Raw genomic sequence first — 15,321 nt, forward strand, 5'->3', positions numbered from 1 at the left:
TGCGAGGTGTAGGCCGGGTCCACGTGTACCAGAGCGACACCGGCACGGGCCGCCTTGTAGGCGATGAACCGGCCGAGCTGGTGGAAGCTCCATGAATGCAACGTGACCCGCTGGGGCTTGCGGAGCCGTACGTACCCGCTCGCGGATGCCCTGGAGGTCTTCGTCCGGTGCGTGCAGCCTCGGCCACGATGCTTTTGGAGATGCGGTGGTTGGTGTCGGCGGCGAAGCGCGCTTCTTTGCGGCGGCGTTTCTTCAGCAGCCGTTTCGCGGACTTGGTCTGCTTGGCCTGCAGGCGGCGGCGCAGCTCGCGGTGGCGGTGGCGGACCGCGTTCAGGCCCTTGCCGCTGTGGCGAACCCCGCCACTGGTGGTCGCGAGGTTCGCGATCCCCAAATCCACCCCCAGGAACCCGTCCGGGGTGGCGACCGGCCGGTCGGGAACGTCGCAGGTGGCGATGAGGAACCACATGCCATCGCGGTACAGAAGGTCCGATTCGCCCTTGCGGTAGGCGGCCAACGTCGTGAGCTGATCGGCCGAGGCGCTGAACGCCACGCTCTTCATCCGCCCGCACGTGGTCCAGATCGACACCGTCCGCGCGCCCATCTGCCAGGACAGACAGCGGTCGTCGAACGGCTGGGCCGCGCCGGGGCGAAAGACGATCGGCGTGGCCAAGGCCCGCTCGCGCCGCGCGGAGCCGGGCCTGCCCAGACTGCCGTTGCGGAGATTGGCGTGCAGCGTGGCGTAGGCGTCGGTGACCTTCTTGATGACATGCTGCGCGGCCTGAGCCGCCAGCCCGTAGTTGTCCTTGATCTGCCCGTAGGCGTGCTTACGCAGGTGGTAATTGCGAAATACCCGCTGGTGGTGGGCGAGCGCCGAGACCCAGGTGGCCGCGTCGTTGGCCGCGCGCAGGGTCGCCTCCAGCGCCGCCGCCTGCTCAGGCGTCGGCAGGAGTCTCACCTGCACCACCAGCTTCACATCGAACACTAGCGTTAGGTCCATGTCACCGAGATGGGAACCGAACCCCGACATAAGAAGAGGCCGAAGCGTTGTTTGCGCGCTTCACGTGCATTTGGTCTTCATCCCAAGGTCTCGGCGGGGTGTGTTCACCGACGAGGTTCTGCGTCGCTGCGAGGACGTCATGATCGAGGTGTGCGACAGCTTCGGGGCGGAGCTGGTCGAGTTCAACGGCGAGGAAGATCACGTGCACCTGCTCGTGCACTACCCGCCCAAGGTCGCCCTCTCGACGCTGGTGAACAGCCTCAAGGGCGTGTCCGCCCGGCTACTTCGCAAGGAGTATCCGGCACATATCGGCAAGTATCTGTGGGGCGGGCATTTCTGGTCGCCGTCGTACTTCGCCGCCTCCTGCGGCGGCGCACCCCTATCGATCATCAAGGAGTACATCGAAAGCCAGAGGCGCCCGGGCTGAGCCGCTCGACGGCCTACCGGTCACCGCACCGCTCGGGCCTTGGCGGCCCTGCCGCGCTGTCGTTTCCTCCCGGGCGTGAACGCTCGGGGTTCCACGCCAGATCACGCTGAACACCAGCAGCACCAACCGCCTGGCGAGCCCTGCAACCCCGCACACCGCGCCCGCAGAAAGGACAAGCCATTCCACACAACGTGCAGACTTCCACGGCCTGCGCGGCACTGGCGCTCATCGTGACCGCCGGGTGCGCCACAGTTCCACGGCCCTCCACCACCGCCCTCGCACCCCCAGCCGGCCGCAACGCGGACGATGGTGCAGCCGACCGCGTCCCGCCGGAGCTGATCAGGGTGGGGAACCCCGATATGTCAGGCCACCTTGACGTCAAGAAGGCTTGACGTCAAGGTAGCCTGACGAAATACTCGAACCATGTCCACTCCTGACGAGCTTGAACGCCGGTTCACGCTGCTGACCGCAGCCGCGCGCTACGACGCGCTACGCACCCGTGACGCCCTGGCCGCACCGGCCGACGAGGACGACTCCGTGCTCACGCCGCCCGACCCCGACGCGGAGCCCCTGACCTGGGGCGAGGCGCTGGAGCTTCTCGCGCTGGGCGAGGTGATCGCGCGGAAGGCGGGCTACGGACGCCAGCTCTCCGTGCGCTCCGCCCGCCAGGCCGGCGCTTCGTGGTCGCAGATCGGTGCCGCCCTGGGAACCAGCAAGCAGGCGGCGTGGGAGGCCCACAACCGATGGATCGACGAACAGGCCGGGGGACGCGACGGTCACTGGGGCTGGGACGAGAACGACGTGGCGGCCGCTCGCGTACTCGCCGGCGACCCCGAAGGCGAGAACACGGGATGAGCGAGCGTGCCGAGACCGCCGTCCGCCCTTTCGTCCTCGACATCGCGCAGGCCGACCTGGACGACCTGGCCGGCCGCCTGGCCGCGACCAGGTGGCCGGATGAGCCGGCCGGTGCCGACTGGTCCCAGGGCGTGTCGATGGCCTACCTCAAGGAGCTGACCGCATACTGGCGCACCGGCTACGACTGGCGGGAACACGAGGCACATCTCAACCGGTTCCCGCAGTTCACCACCACCATCGACAAGACCAACGTCCACTTCCTGCATATCCGTTCCGTTCGGGACGATGCGCTGCCACTGCTGATCACCCATGGCTGGCCAGGATCCATTGTGGAGTTCCTCGACGTCATCGGGCCCCTGACCGACCCCTGGGCTTACGGTGGCGACCCGGCCGATGCCTTCCACCTGGTGATCCCCTCCATTCCGGGATACGGACTGTCCGGTCCGACCCGCGAAGGCGGCTGGGATGTGCACCGGGTCGCCAAGGCCTGGGCCGAGCTGATGTGGCGCCTGGAGTACCCCCGCTACGGCGCGCAAGGCGGCGACTGGGGCCACGCGATCACCCGGGAGCTGGCCGCCATCGACCCTGACCATGTCGTCGGAATCCACCTCAACACCCTGCTCACGCCTCCTCCCAGCGACCCCGCCGAGGTCGCTGGGCTCACCGACGATGACAGGGGGCGGCTTGACCGGCTGGTCGGTGCGGAACCGGAGATGTCGGGCTATGCGAAGATCCAAGGCACCCGGCCGCAGACACTGGCCTACGCGCTCACCGACTCCCCGGTCGGGCAGCTCGCCTGGATCGTCGAGAAGTTCAGGGAGTGGACGGACTGCGTCGACGTGCCCGAGGACGCGGTCTCCCGCGACCGGCTCCTGACCAACGTGATGCTCTACTGGCTCACCGCGACCGCCGGGTCGTCGGCCCGCCATTACTGGGAGGCCTTCCATCCCTCCCGGCCGCCGCGTACCGGGCCGTTGGCGACGCCCACCGCGGTGGCGGTCTTCGCCGCCGACCTGGCCCGCCCCGTCCGGCAGCTCGCCGAACGCGACAACAACATCGTCCACTGGTCGGAGTTCGACCGAGGCGGCCACTTCGCCGCGATGGAGGAACCCGACCTGTTCACCGACGACGTCCGCGCGTTCTTCCGGCGGTTCCGCTGACGGACTCCGGGACAGGTCCGATTCCAGTGTCTCTGAAAGGTTGGCTGCGGGCGGGCCCGGCGGCCCGCTGCCGCGCCTGTCGTGCGATGGTCTCCTGCCGGTCGGTCTCGGCGCGCAGGGCCTCAAGGCTGTCGGCGTCGACCGTCCGTTCGGCTCCGGCGTGAAACGCCAGGGCGCAGAAGGGCCTCTCCCGGCTGGCCCACAGCCGACCGGCGTCACTGAGGATCAGCCGCCAGCCGGGAATGGTGGTGGATTCAGCATCGGTCATTGATTGGACCTCCATCCGATCAAGGGTCCGTCCGGTCGTTCGCATGGTTGAACAGGCCCGTTTTGTGAGGTGAGAAGGGTATGGAGGGGTGCGCCGTACGGGCCGGGCGGCCGGTACGAAGGCGGGGTGATCGCTGCGCGGTGCATGCGGACAGCGTGGCCGCCGCGGTGGACGGCGAAGTATCACAGGTTCGTGAAACCCGGATTCGCTACGGCAGGCCGAGCCAGCTCGCGAAGCCGCTGAGGCTTCGGGGGCGTCGCCGTTCGAGGTTGACGAGCATCCGGACGGTTTCGCGGACCATCGGATGGTTGCGGGTCTGTTGAGGGGCAGCCCGGCGGGCGGCGAGCAGTGTCTCCAGGGCCTTCTGGCGGTTGCCGTGGTAGAGCCAGCCGCGGGCCAGGTCGATGTAGTGGTGGCCGAGCCGGACCGGTGCGACCGATGGAGAGAGCACTGCGCGCTGAGCGCGGCGGATCGCTTCGCCACCGTCGTACATCTCCACGGCGGCCGCGACCTCGTGCATGATCACATTGGAGGGGCCGAATTCGAGGCCGTAGTGATTCTCGTTCCGGCCCAGCACGCCGGCGGCCTCGCGTGCGTGCTCGATGTGGTCGAACGCGGTCTGCCGGTCAGCCGCACGGGCAGCGAAGATCGCGGATCGGAGATGAGCCGCGCCGTACACGCTCAGTTCGGCGGCGGTCAGCCGGCCGAGGTCCTCGCCGATGTTCCGCCGCACCCGATCCAGGAGAATCAGGCCCTTGTCGTAGGTGGCCGTGGCCAGGAAGAGCGTCGAACGCTGCCACTGCGTGCGGGCGACACGCAGCGGGTCCTGTGACGCCTGGGCCGCCCATGCCACGCGATCCATGGCGAGGCCGCGCAGGTCGAAGTAGCCCAGCGTGTAGGCGATCGCCGTCACCCCGGTGTACGCCTCGGAGAGCAGCCCGAAAAGTTCGTCACGTCGGGCTCCCTCGCTGGCGTGAACGGCTCGCGTCAGCTCTTCCAGCAGGCCCGGAAGCATCTCCCCGAGCTGGATGTACCGGGCCTGCCTGCCCAGTGCGGACGCGCGCCGCACGTCCGCGCGGAGCTGCTCTGTCGGCGGCGGTGGGACGTCCTCGTCGGGAAGGTCCCAGGACAGGAGTGCTCGTCGGATCTCAGGGACGCACTCGTGGATTCGGTCCTCGCGCGTGCCGGGGTCACGGTACGGCTGGCCGGTCAGCTCACCGAGCTCGATCCGCAGGGTCCGCGCCACAGCGGTGATAAGGGCCTGCGTGGCCGGTTTGTGTCCCCGTTCGACCTGGGCGATCAGGCTCTTGGAACAGGGCACCCGGTCAGCGAGCTGCTGTTGCGTCAGACCGCGCAGCTTACGAGCCTGGGCAATTCGCCGCCCGATAGCCTCTTCGGCGGCTGGGCCATTCGTACTGCCGTCGCGCATGAGCAGGCCCCGCACGTATTCGTAATGGTCCTTACGACCTCAGGCTACGTGCGGAGCCTTTGGTGTGTCAGGGGAACGTCGTGCGGATCGGTTGAGCGGCGATGGCGGGTGCGCCATTCGGCCTTCGCGTGACCATGGGGAAGACCCTTGACAGTGGGATTTCCGGGGGTCACGCTGTTGCGTATAGCGCTGCTTGTTCTGCTTTACGAAACCGGGGTTTGTTGCGATGATCCCTGTCTGCCCCCTCACGGCCCTTCCTCCGGGTGAGGCCCATCGGCTCGACGTCGACCCGCCCATCGCTGTCTTCCACACCGAGGACGGCGAGATCTACGCCGTGGACGACACCTGCACCCACCAGGACGCCTCGCTCTCCGACGGGTGGCTGGAGGGGTGTGAGATCGAGTGCCCCCTGCACGCCTCCAGCTTCGACCTGCGGACGGGACGTCCGAGCAGCCCCCCTGCCAAGCTGCCGCTGCGCACCCACCGGGTGGTGGTCTCCGACGACACCGTCTACGTGGTGCCCTCCGAGGAGCCGCCGAACCTGCCGCCCGGCGTCCGCGCGGGTACGGCATGACGCCGATCGCCGTCGCCTCGCCGGCGCCGCCGACCCGCGTACCGTGCGGCGGGGAGTCCGCCGGGAAACCGGTGTCGCGCCGTGCCCCGTCGACACGGCACACCAAGGAGCGATCGTGACCGCGAGAAGCCTGCCGCCCAGCGTGATCGCCACCCTGCCCGGCGGCTACTACACCGACGAGAACGTCTTCGCCCTGGAGCAGGCCCGCGTCTTCGAGTCGATGTGGTTCTGCGTCGCCCGCGCCTCCGATCTGGGAAAGCCGGGGGCCTTCAGAACCGTCCAGGTGGGCCGGGAGAGCGTCCTGGTCACCCGGGCCAGGGACGGCTCGATCCGGGCCTTCCTCAACGTGTGCCGTCACCGCGGCGCCCGGATCCGCACCGAGGAGTCCGGCGAGGTCAAGCGGGCCTTCCAGTGCCCGTACCATGCCTGGACCTACGACCTCGAGGGCAGGCTGATCGCCGCGCCGAACCTGACGAAGATGCCCGACCTCGACCGGGTCGAGTACGGGCTGGTCAACGTGGCCGTGCGCGAGTGGATCGGGTATGTGTGGGTCTGCCTGGCCGACGAGCCGCCGTCGTTCGAGGCGGAGGTGATCGGCGAGGCGACGGCCCGGCTGGGTGACGAGCGGGCCATCGAGAGCTACGACATCGCCAACCTGGCGGTGGGCCGCAGGATCGTCTACGACGTGCGGGCGAACTGGAAGCTCATCGTGGAGAACTTCATGGAGTGCTACCACTGCGCCACCATCCACCCCGAGCTCACCGAGGTGCTGCCGGAGTTCGCCGACGGGTACGCGGCGCAGTCCTTCGTCGGGCACGGGGCGGAGTTCGGCGAGGAGGTCCAGGGGTTCACCGTCGACGGCTCGGCGGGGGTGGACCGCATCCCCGGAGTCGGCGAGGAGCAGGACCGCCGCTACTACGCGATCACCATCAAGCCGCAGGTCTTCGTCAACCTGGTGCCCGACCACGTGATCCTGCACCGGATGTTCCCGCTGGCGGCCGACCGGACGATCGTGGAGTGCGACTGGCTCTTCCTCAAGGACGTCGTGGACGCGGGCACCGATCTCGGCCCGTCCGTGGAGCTCTTCCACCGGGTCAACGAGCAGGACTTCGCGGCCTGTGAGAGGTGCCAGCCCGCGATGAACTCCCGCGCGTACGCCCGGGGCGGGGTCCTGGTGCCCAGCGAGCACCACATCGGAGCCTTCCACGACTGGGTGATCGGCAAGCTGGGGACCGGGTCCGGCTGACGGCGGGGAGGCGCCTATAGTGTGCCCGACCCGCAATTCACGGGGTCAGGGTGAGGGAAGGAGACGCGAGGATGGCCAGGAAGGCTCCGCGCGACGACGTCAACGAGGACGGCATTGAGATCGGGCCCCCCAAGGAGTGGGCAGCGGGCATACCCGGGGTGACCCGATCGCTACTGACCGCCAACGCCCAGATGGGCGTCGGCCGCACCCTTCTCACCCTGGCCGGGGTCAACCAGAAGGAAGGCTTCGACTGCCCGGGCTGCGCCTGGCCCGAGGGCGAGCACCGCAGCCCGTTCGAGTTCTGCGAGAACGGCGCGAAGGCGGTGGCCGAGGAGGCCACGGTCCGCAGGGTCACCCGTGACTTCTTCGCCCGGCACACCGTCGACGATCTGGCCGGGCACACCGAATACTGGCTGGGCCAGCAGGGGCGGCTCACCGAGCCGATGCACAAGCCCGAGGGCTCCGACCACTACGTGCCGGTGAGCTGGGATGACGCGTTCTCCCTGATCGCGCGAGAGCTGCGCGCGCTGGACAGCCCGGACGAGGCGCTCTTCTACACCTCGGGGCGCACCTCGAACGAGGCCGCGTTCGCCTACCAGCTCCTGGTGCGCAGGTTCGGTACCAACAACCTGCCCGACTGCTCCAACATGTGCCACGAGTCCAGCGGCTCGGCGCTCAACGAGACCTTGGGCATCGGCAAGGGCACGGTCTCGCTGGAGGACCTGTACCGGGCCGACCTGATCTTCGTGGTCGGTCAGAACCCCGGCACCAACCACCCGCGCATGCTCTCGGCGTTGGAACGGGCCAAGCGTGAAGGCGCCCGGATCGTCGCGGTCAACCCGCTGCCCGAGGCCGGACTGCTCCGCTTCAAGAACCCGCAGCGGCCGTCGGGGTTGGTGGGCAAGGGTACGACGCTGTCCGATCGGTTCCTGCAGATCCGGCTCAACGGTGACCTCGCGCTCTTCAAGGCGATGTCGCTGCTGCTGCTCGAAGCCGAGGAGGCCGCCCCCGGCACCGTGATCGACCGCGACTTCGTCGAGGCGCACACCCACGGCTTCGACGAATGGGCCAAGGACCTGCGTTCCCTGGACTGGGCGGAGGTCGAGGAGGCGACCGGGCTGGACCGCCCGGCCATCGAGGAGGTCGTACGGGAGGTGCTGGGTGCGAAGTCGGTGATCGTGTGCTGGGCGATGGGGCTCACCCAGCACAAGAACTCCGTCGCCACCATCAGGGAGGTCGTCAACTTCCTGCTGCTCCGTGGCAACGTGGGCCGCGCGGGCGCGGGGGTCTGCCCGGTCAGGGGCCACTCCAACGTCCAGGGCGACCGCACCATGGGCATCTACGAGAAACCGCCGGCCCGGTTCCTGGACGCGCTGCGCGACGAGTTCGGCTTCGAGCCGCCCCGCGAGCACGGCTTCGACACCGTGGAGGCGATCAGGGCGCTCCGCTCCGAGCAGGCGAAGGTCTTCATCGCGATGGGCGGCAACTTCGTGTCCGCCACCCCCGACACGGCGGCGACCGAGGAGGCGATGCGCCGGGCCAGGCTGACGGTGCAGGTCTCCACCAAGCTGAACCGCTCGCACGCCGTGTGCGGGCGTGAGGCGCTCATCCTCCCCACGCTGGGGCGCACCGAACGTGACGGCGATCGTTTCGTCACGGTCGAGGACTCCATGGGCATGGTGCACGCCTCGCGGGGCAGGCTGCGGCCCGCCTCCGACGACCTGCTCTCCGAGGTGGAGATCGTCTGCCGGCTGGCCGTGGAGCTGTTCGGCGACGACCCGCACGTGCCGTGGCAGGAGTTCGCGGCCGACTACGACGCGATCCGCGACCGCGTCTCCCGGGTGGTGCCCGGATTCGACGACTTCAACGTCCGGGTCCGCGCTCCCGGCGGCTTCGCGCTGCCCAACGCGCCCCGCGACGAGCGCCGCTTCCCGACCGTGACGGGCAAGGCCAACTTCACGGTCAACGACCTGGAGGTGTTGCGGGTGCCGCCGGGGCGGCTGCTGCTCCAGACGGTCCGCAGCCACGACCAGTACAACACCACGATCTACGGCATGGACGACCGCTACCGGGGCGTGCGCAACGGCCGCCGGGTGGTCTTCGTGCACGCCGACGACCTGGCCGAGCGGGATCTGGCCGACGGGGACATGGTGGACCTGGTCAGCGAGTGGCCCGACGGGGAGCGCAGGGCGGAGTCCTTCCGCGCGGTCGCCTACCCGACCGCGCGCGGCTGCTGCGCCGCGTACTTCCCGGAGACCAACGTGCTCGTGCCCCTCGACTCGGTCGCGGAGACCTCCAACACTCCCACCTCCAAGAGCGTGGTGGTCAGGCTCGTCCGGCGTACCCCAGGCGATGGCTGATGTCGCGGGCGCCGGCGATCACGAGCGGTGCCAGCTCGTGCAGCCGGTCCTCGCCGAAGCGGTACGCGGGGCCTGACGCGCTGACCGCGGCGACGATCTCACCGTCGTAGGAGCGGATGGGCGCGGCGATGGCGTTCAGGCCGATCTCGTACTCCTCGACGGTGACCGCGTAACCCCGCTCGCGGGCCTGGAGAAGCTGCTTCTCCAGGGCGGCGGCGGAGGTGATCGTGCTCGGGGTGTAGCGCTCCAGGCCGGCCGCGGTGACCAGCCGGGTCCGGTGCGCCTCGTCGAGGTAGGCCAGCAGGACCTTCCCGCTGGAGGTGGCGTGCAGCGGGGTGAGCTGGCCGACCCAGTTGTGCGTGGTGACCGCCGCGGGCCCGCGTACCTGGTCCAGGTTGACCGCGTAGTGGGAGCGCAGCACCGCCAGGTTGACCGTCTCGCCGAGTTCCTCGGCGAGACGGCGGCAGACCGGGCGGCTCTGCTGGGTCAGGTCGAGCCGGGAGGCCACCCCGCCCGCGAGGCGGATGAGGCCGAAGCTGAGGCGATATTTTCCCCGGTCCTCCGCCTGCTCGACCAGGCCGCGCGCCTCCAGCGCGCCCAGCAGCCGGAACGCCGTCGACTTGTGCACCGATATCTCCTGGGCTATCTCGCTCACCCCGGCCTCGCGGCGCTCGGCGAGGATCTCCAGGATGGTGATGGCCCGGTCGACGGACTGGACTCCACCGCTGCTGTCGGTGCGACCGCCGAGAGGATCGTTGCCCATAGCGCAACTGTAGGTGCTGGAAAGGGAACGAACGTCATCGGGGATGACAATATCCGTTGCGAATAGTGCACCTTATTGCGCCATTAGCTACAATTTCGAACACTGTTCCTGCTTGAGCGAGGCGAGGCGGACATGTACGACTTTGTCATCGTTGGAGGTGGCTCGGCCGGAAGCGCCCTCGCCAACCGGCTCTCCGCCGACCCCGCCAACCGGGTGCTGGTGCTGGAGGCGGGTCGCCCGGACTACCCGTGGGACGTCTTCATCCACATGCCGGCCGCGCTGCCCTTCCCCATCGGGAACCGCCGCTACGACTGGAAGTACGCCTCCGAGCCCGAGCCGCACATGAACGGCCGCCGCATTTACCACGCCCGGGGCAAGGTGCTGGGTGGCTCAAGCAGCATCAACGGCATGATCTTCCAGCGGGGCAACCCGCTGGACTACCAGCGCTGGGGCGCCGACCCCGGCATGGAGACCTGGGACTTCGCCCACTGCCTGCCGTATTTCAAGCGCATGGAGAACTGCCTGGCCGCCGACCCCGCCGACCCGATGCGCGGGCGGGGCGGGCCCCTCGTGCTGGAACGCGGACCGGTGCGCAATCCGCTGTTCGGGGCCTTCTTCGAGGCGGTGCAGCAGGCCGGATACCCGCTGACCGACGACGTCAACGGCTACCGCCAGGAGGGCTTCGCCCGGTTCGACCGCAACATCAGCAGGGGGCGCCGGCTGTCCGCCGCCCGCGCCTATCTGCACCCGGTCGCCAACCGCCCCAACCTGGAGGTCAGAACGCGGGCGTTCGTCACCGGAATCCTCTTCGAGGGAAAGCGCGCCGTCGGCGTCGAGTACGACGGCCGGACGGTCCGCGCGGGCGAGGTCATCCTCTGCGGCGGCGCGATCAACTCACCGCAGCTGCTCCAGCTCTCCGGGGTGGGCGACGCCGCCGAGCTGGGCGCCCTCGGCGTCGACGTCGTGCACGACCTGCCGGGCGTCGGCGAGAACCTCCAGGACCACCTGGAGGTCTACATCCAGTACGGCTGCAGGCGGCCGGTCTCCATGCAGCCCGCGATGAAGTGGCGCAACCGGCCGTGGATCGGCGCACGCTGGCTGTTCGCGCGGAGTGGTCCCGGTGCGACCAACCACTTCGAGGCGGGCGGCTTCACCCGGAGCAACGACGATGTCGACTACCCCAACCTGATGTTCCACTTCCTGCCCATCGCGGTCCGCTACGACGGCTCGGCTCCGGCGGGCGGGCACGGCTACCAGGTGCACATCGGGCCGATGTACTCGGACTCCCGAGGCTCGGTGAAGATCAGGAGCACCGACCCCCGGGTCCACCCGGCGCTCCGTTTCAACTACCTGTCCACCGCGCAGGACCGGCGCGAGTGGGTGGAGGCGGTCCGCGTCGCCCGAGACATCCTCAACCAGCCGGCCATGGACGAGTTCAACGCGGGGGAGCTGTCGCCGGGGCCCGGGGTCGAGACCGACGAGGAGATCCTCGACTGGGTGGCCAGGGACGGCGAGACCGCGCTGCACCCCTCGTGCACCGCGCGGATGGGCGTCGACGACATGTCCGTGGTGGACCCGCTCTCCATGCGGGTGCACGGCCTCGAGGGACTGCGTGTGGTGGACGCCTCGGTGATGCCGTACGTGACCAACGGCAACATCTACGCGCCGGTCATGATGGTGGCGGAGAAGGCGGCGGACCTGATCCTGGGCAACACCCCGCTCGCCGCCGAGCACGTCGACTTCTACCGGCATCGCGACGGCTCCGCCCGCTGACCGTAAGCCCGTTCGGTCCGCTTTCACCTGGCATGTCGGACTCTCGCTGGGGTGCCGCTCGCCCGCGCCCTGAAGAAGTCGTTCGGGTAGCCGGCCGTCGCGCCCGTTCACCGATCAGGTAATGGCGGGGGTGGGTTTCTTACGATTGGGCTGGCATGGTAACGAAGCTCGTAAAGCCTTGACTGAGTGAAGGAAAAGGGTCGATTCTGTTCCTCGCTAAGCGTTCCGATGCGCCATACGCAACGAGCTACGCGATGACCGGAAGGATGTCCCTTCGTGTCAGATCTCCACCTCGACGGCGACAGGAGAGATCTCGTCGCGGAGGATCAGCGGGCCGTCCTCGACGTGCGCGGTCTCTGGAAGGTCTTCGGCCCGCGTGCCGGCAAGGTCGTCGGAACCCCGCTCCAGGAGCTCTCGCGGAGCGAGCTGAGGGCCAGGACGGGCTGCGTGACCGCGATCCGCGACGTCTCCTTCACCGTGCGGCCCCAGGAGGTCTTCGTCGTCATGGGCCTGTCCGGCTCGGGCAAGTCCACCCTCGTACGCTGCCTGACCCGGCTCATCGAGCCGACAGCCGGTGAGGTGCTGTTCGACGGTGCGGACATCCGCAAGGCCGGTGACAGGCAGCTGCGCGAGCTGCGCCGCCACCGCTTCGCCATGGTCTTCCAGAACTTCGGGCTGCTGCCGCACCGGCGGGTCCTGGACAACGTGGCCTACGGGCTGGAGATCCGCGGGACCCGGAAGGAGGCCCGCTACGAGCGGGCCAGGCAGATGGTCGAGCTCGTCGGGCTCTCCGGCTCCGAGGACTCCTACCCCGACCAGCTCTCCGGCGGCATGCAGCAGCGCGTCGGGCTGGCCAGGGCGCTCGCGGTGGATCCCGACGTGCTCTTCTTCGACGAGCCGTTCTCCGCGCTCGACCCGCTGATCAGGCGGGACATGCAGAACGAGGTCATCCGGCTGCACCGCGAGGTGGGCAAGACGATGATCTTCATCACGCACGACCTGAGCGAGGCGCTCAAGCTCGGCGACCGCATCCTCATCATGCGCGACGGCGAGCTCGTCCAGCTGGGCACGCCTGAGGAGGTCGTCGGGGCGCCCGTGGACGACTACGTGCGCGAGTTCGTCAGGGACGTGCCCCGCTCGCACGTGCTCACCACCCGCTGGATCGCGCGCCCACCCCGGCCGGACGAGCCCCTGGACGGGCCACAGGTCGGGCCGGACGTCGTGGTGCGCGACGCCGTGCACACGGTCCTGCGCGCGACGAGCCCGGTCAGGGTCGTCGACGGTGGCGAGCTGCTGGGCGTCATCACCGCGGAGGAACTCCTGGGAGTACTCACCGAACCCTCTCCCGACGAGACCCCCGCGGCACCCCCGCGGGAGACCCCCGCGGTGCTCACCGAGGAGATTTCCGGCAGGCCCGCCGCGCCGGCCAGGTCAGGGGAGCAGGGGTGACGGCCACCCGGGCCACCCCTGCCGGTGGTCTGCGGCGCCTGCCCGCCTGGCCGCGCCGCTACCTGCTGGCCGCCGTCGTCGCGGCCTGGGTGCTGGTCTGGGTGTTCGTCCAGGGGCGCGACACCTTCCAGCTCGGCGGCGCGGAGCTGACGCCGCTGCACGTGCGGATCAACGAGGCGAGCGAGGTCGTCGACAACAGCAGGAACGACAGTCCGTTCTTCCTGTACTTCGTCAACTACATCCGGCTCTTCCTTGACGAGGCCGTCACGTTCGTCCAGGCGCTGATCAGCCGGCCGTCCTTCGGGCGGCCACTGCCGGTCATCGGCTGGCTGGGCGTGGTCACCGTCGCCACGGCGGTCGCGCTGCTCTGGGGCAACCTCAGGGTCGCGGTGCTGACCGCGGCCGGTTTCGCCTCCTTCGGCCTGCTGGGCCTGTGGGAGGAGAGCATGGACACCCTCGCCCTCACCCTGGCCGCGGTCGTGATCTCGCTGCTGATCGGCATCCCGCTCGGCGTCTGGGCCGGGGTGAACGACCGGTTCAACCGCCTGGTCACCCCGGTGCTCGACTTCATGCAGACGATGCCGACGTTCGTCTACCTCGCGCCGCTCACCCTGTTCTTCCTCATCGGCCCGGCGAGTGCCACCGTGGCGACGGTCATCTACGCCGCACCGCCCGCGATCCGCATCACCGCGCACGGCATCCGCGAGGTGCGCCCCGCGATCCTGGAGGCCGGCACCTCGCTGGGCTCCACCGCCTGGCAGCTGCTGAGCAAGGTACGGCTGCCGCTGGCCAAGCGGACCATCATCGTCGGTGTCAACCAGACCATCATGGCCGCGCTCTGCATGGTCACCATCGCCGCGCTGATCGACGCCCCGGGGCTGGGCAAGACGGTCATCAAGGCGCTGGAGACCCTCGACGTCGGCAGCGCCTTCAACGCGGGCCTGGCCATCGTCATCATGGCCATCGTGCTCGACCGGGTCACCTCCGCCGCCGGCAGGCGTGTCGAGATCCGGTACCGGGCCGGCCGCTCGCGGGGGCCCGGCCGCCGCCGTGCCGGGATCGGCGCCGTCCTGGCGGGCACCGGCGTGCTGGTCTATCTCTCCCACACCTACGTGTGGGCCGCGGAGTTCCCGAGCGAGGCGAACCTGGGGCCGTACGTCCGCCGGGGCGTCGACGCGGCGACCCTGTGGGTGCAGGACAACCTGGCCGCCTACACCGGCGCGTTCAAGAACGCCGTCTCCTACGGCCTGCTCAACCCGTTCGAGGCACTGCTCACCGACTCGCCGTGGTGGCTGGTCGCCGCGGTGGTGATCGCGTTCGCCGCCATCCTGGCGAACGTCAGGGTCGTGCTGGTCACCGCGGCCTGCCTCGCCCTGCTGGTGCTGCTCGGCCTGTGGCAGGACAGTATGGTGACGCTGGCCTCGACGCTCGTGGCCACGGTCCTGGTGATGATCCTCGGGGTGGCGTTCGGCGTCTGGATGGGGCGCAGCGACCGCGTCGACCAGCTGGTGCGGCCCGTCCTGGACGCCGGGCAGACCATGCCGCCGTTCGTCTACCTGGTGCCGATCCTCGGTCTGTTCGGCGCGACCCGGGTCACCGCGATCATCGCCGCGGTCGTCTACGCCGCGCCGGTCGCGATCAAGCTCACCGCGGACGGCATCCGCGGCGTCTCCCCGAGCGCGGTGGAGGCCGCCACGGCGGCGGGCTCGAACACCTGGCAGCTCATCACCAAGGTGCAGCTGCCGATGGCACGCAGCGCGGTGACCCTCGCGGCCTGCCAGGGACTCATCTACGTGCTGGCCATGGTCGTCGTCGGCGGCCTGGTCGGCGCGGGCGCGCTCGGCTACGACGTGGTGGCGGGCTTCTCCCAGCTGCAGTTACGAGGCAAGGGGCTCGCGGCGGGCGTGGCGATCGTGGTACTCGGGATCATGCTGGAGCGCATCACCAGGACGGCGGCGCGGCGGGCGGACGCCGAGGCGCACGGCGTCCACTGAACACGACGGACAGCGATCCCGTCGCC

General features: G+C 69.4%; 12 protein-coding genes. 9 read left to right on the top strand and 3 right to left on the bottom strand.

Going from position 1 to position 15,321, the window contains the following annotated elements; genetic code table 11:
• The coding region (locus ACWD3H_RS35825; RefSeq protein ID WP_451958163.1) for a transposase at positions 1 to 982 on the bottom strand (982 nt) is incomplete at its 3' end.
• A 13-nt stretch (positions 983 to 995) separates the two neighbouring features.
• Between ACWD3H_RS35825 and tnpA the strand changes: the two genes are divergently transcribed.
• The 3 genes from tnpA (at position 996) to ACWD3H_RS35840 (ending at position 3,439) form a co-directional block, all read left to right on the top strand.
• Positions 996 to 1,424 carry an IS200/IS605 family transposase gene (gene tnpA, locus ACWD3H_RS35830; protein ID WP_451958164.1) on the top strand — a complete coding sequence of 143 codons (429 nt, stop codon included), beginning with the start codon at positions 996 to 998 and terminating at the stop codon, positions 1,422 to 1,424.
• Positions 1,425 to 1,847: 423 nt separating this feature from the next.
• Positions 1,848 to 2,279, top strand: a complete 432-nt coding sequence (locus ACWD3H_RS35835; RefSeq protein WP_451958165.1) for a hypothetical protein — start codon at positions 1,848 to 1,850, stop codon at positions 2,277 to 2,279.
• Positions 2,276 to 3,439, top strand: a complete 1,164-nt coding sequence (locus tag ACWD3H_RS35840) for an epoxide hydrolase family protein (protein WP_451958166.1) — start codon at positions 2,276 to 2,278, stop codon at positions 3,437 to 3,439. The genes ACWD3H_RS35835 and ACWD3H_RS35840 overlap by 4 nt, the downstream gene beginning before the upstream one ends.
• A 476-nt stretch (positions 3,440 to 3,915) precedes the next feature.
• On the opposite strand, the gene ACWD3H_RS35845 is transcribed toward ACWD3H_RS35840, so the two are convergent.
• Positions 3,916 to 5,136: a helix-turn-helix domain-containing protein gene (locus ACWD3H_RS35845; RefSeq protein ID WP_451958216.1), complete on the bottom strand. Its 1,221-nt coding sequence runs from the start codon at positions 5,134 to 5,136 to the stop codon at positions 3,916 to 3,918.
• A 226-nt stretch (positions 5,137 to 5,362) separates the two neighbouring features.
• Here ACWD3H_RS35845 and ACWD3H_RS35850 point away from each other — a divergent pair, with 226 nt between their 5' ends.
• From ACWD3H_RS35850 to ACWD3H_RS35860, 3 genes are all read left to right on the top strand, one after another.
• Positions 5,363 to 5,710 (top strand): bifunctional 3-phenylpropionate/cinnamic acid dioxygenase ferredoxin subunit, encoded by a 348-nt coding sequence (locus ACWD3H_RS35850; protein ID WP_350926383.1) that lies wholly within the window; start codon positions 5,363 to 5,365, stop codon positions 5,708 to 5,710.
• A gap of 115 nt (positions 5,711 to 5,825) precedes the next feature.
• The gene (locus ACWD3H_RS35855; RefSeq protein WP_451958167.1) at positions 5,826 to 6,956 is read left to right on the top strand and encodes an aromatic ring-hydroxylating oxygenase subunit alpha; all 1,131 of its coding nucleotides are present in this window, start codon (positions 5,826 to 5,828) and stop codon (positions 6,954 to 6,956) included.
• A 71-nt stretch (positions 6,957 to 7,027) separates the two neighbouring features.
• On the top strand, positions 7,028 to 9,316 hold the full coding sequence (locus ACWD3H_RS35860; protein ID WP_451958168.1) for an FdhF/YdeP family oxidoreductase: 2,289 nt from the start codon (positions 7,028 to 7,030) through the stop codon (positions 9,314 to 9,316).
• Here ACWD3H_RS35860 and ACWD3H_RS35865 read toward each other — a convergent pair.
• Positions 9,282 to 10,079, bottom strand: coding sequence for an IclR family transcriptional regulator (locus tag ACWD3H_RS35865; protein ID WP_451958169.1), 798 nt, complete (start codon positions 10,077 to 10,079; stop codon positions 9,282 to 9,284). The genes ACWD3H_RS35860 and ACWD3H_RS35865 overlap by 35 nt on opposite strands.
• A 132-nt stretch (positions 10,080 to 10,211) precedes the next feature.
• Between ACWD3H_RS35865 and betA the strand changes: the two genes are divergently transcribed.
• From betA to ACWD3H_RS35880, 3 genes are all read left to right on the top strand, one after another.
• Positions 10,212 to 11,852, top strand: coding sequence for a choline dehydrogenase (betA, locus tag ACWD3H_RS35870; RefSeq protein WP_451958170.1), 1,641 nt, complete (start codon positions 10,212 to 10,214; stop codon positions 11,850 to 11,852).
• Positions 11,853 to 12,128: 276 nt separating this feature from the next.
• Positions 12,129 to 13,301 carry a quaternary amine ABC transporter ATP-binding protein gene (locus ACWD3H_RS35875; RefSeq protein WP_451958171.1) on the top strand — a complete coding sequence of 391 codons (1,173 nt, stop codon included), beginning with the start codon at positions 12,129 to 12,131 and terminating at the stop codon, positions 13,299 to 13,301.
• The gene (locus ACWD3H_RS35880; RefSeq protein WP_451958172.1) at positions 13,298 to 15,295 is read left to right on the top strand and encodes an ABC transporter permease; all 1,998 of its coding nucleotides are present in this window, start codon (positions 13,298 to 13,300) and stop codon (positions 15,293 to 15,295) included. The genes ACWD3H_RS35875 and ACWD3H_RS35880 overlap by 4 nt, the downstream gene beginning before the upstream one ends.
• Positions 15,296 to 15,321: the final 26 nt, after the last annotated feature.

The sequence above is a fragment of the Streptosporangium sp. NPDC002607 genome (genome assembly GCF_053592655.1).

Bases quoted from the DNA above. Each gene is read 5' to 3' on its own strand.
- ACWD3H_RS35850 (WP_350926383.1), top strand. From the start codon at position 5,363: ATGATCCCTGTCTGCCCCCTCACGGCCCTTCCTCCGGGTGAGGCCCAT.
- betA (WP_451958170.1), top strand. From the start codon at position 10,212: ATGTACGACTTTGTCATCGTTGGAGGTGGCTCGGCCGGAAGCGCCCTC.
- ACWD3H_RS35845 (WP_451958216.1), bottom strand. From the start codon at position 5,136: ATGCGCGACGGCAGTACGAATGGCCCAGCCGCCGAAGAGGCTATCGGG.
- tnpA (WP_451958164.1), top strand. From the start codon at position 996: ATGTCACCGAGATGGGAACCGAACCCCGACATAAGAAGAGGCCGAAGC.
- ACWD3H_RS35840 (WP_451958166.1), top strand. From the start codon at position 2,276: ATGAGCGAGCGTGCCGAGACCGCCGTCCGCCCTTTCGTCCTCGACATC.
- ACWD3H_RS35835 (WP_451958165.1), top strand. From the start codon at position 1,848: ATGTCCACTCCTGACGAGCTTGAACGCCGGTTCACGCTGCTGACCGCA.
- ACWD3H_RS35865 (WP_451958169.1), bottom strand. From the start codon at position 10,079: ATGGGCAACGATCCTCTCGGCGGTCGCACCGACAGCAGCGGTGGAGTC.
- ACWD3H_RS35860 (WP_451958168.1), top strand. From the start codon at position 7,028: ATGGCCAGGAAGGCTCCGCGCGACGACGTCAACGAGGACGGCATTGAG.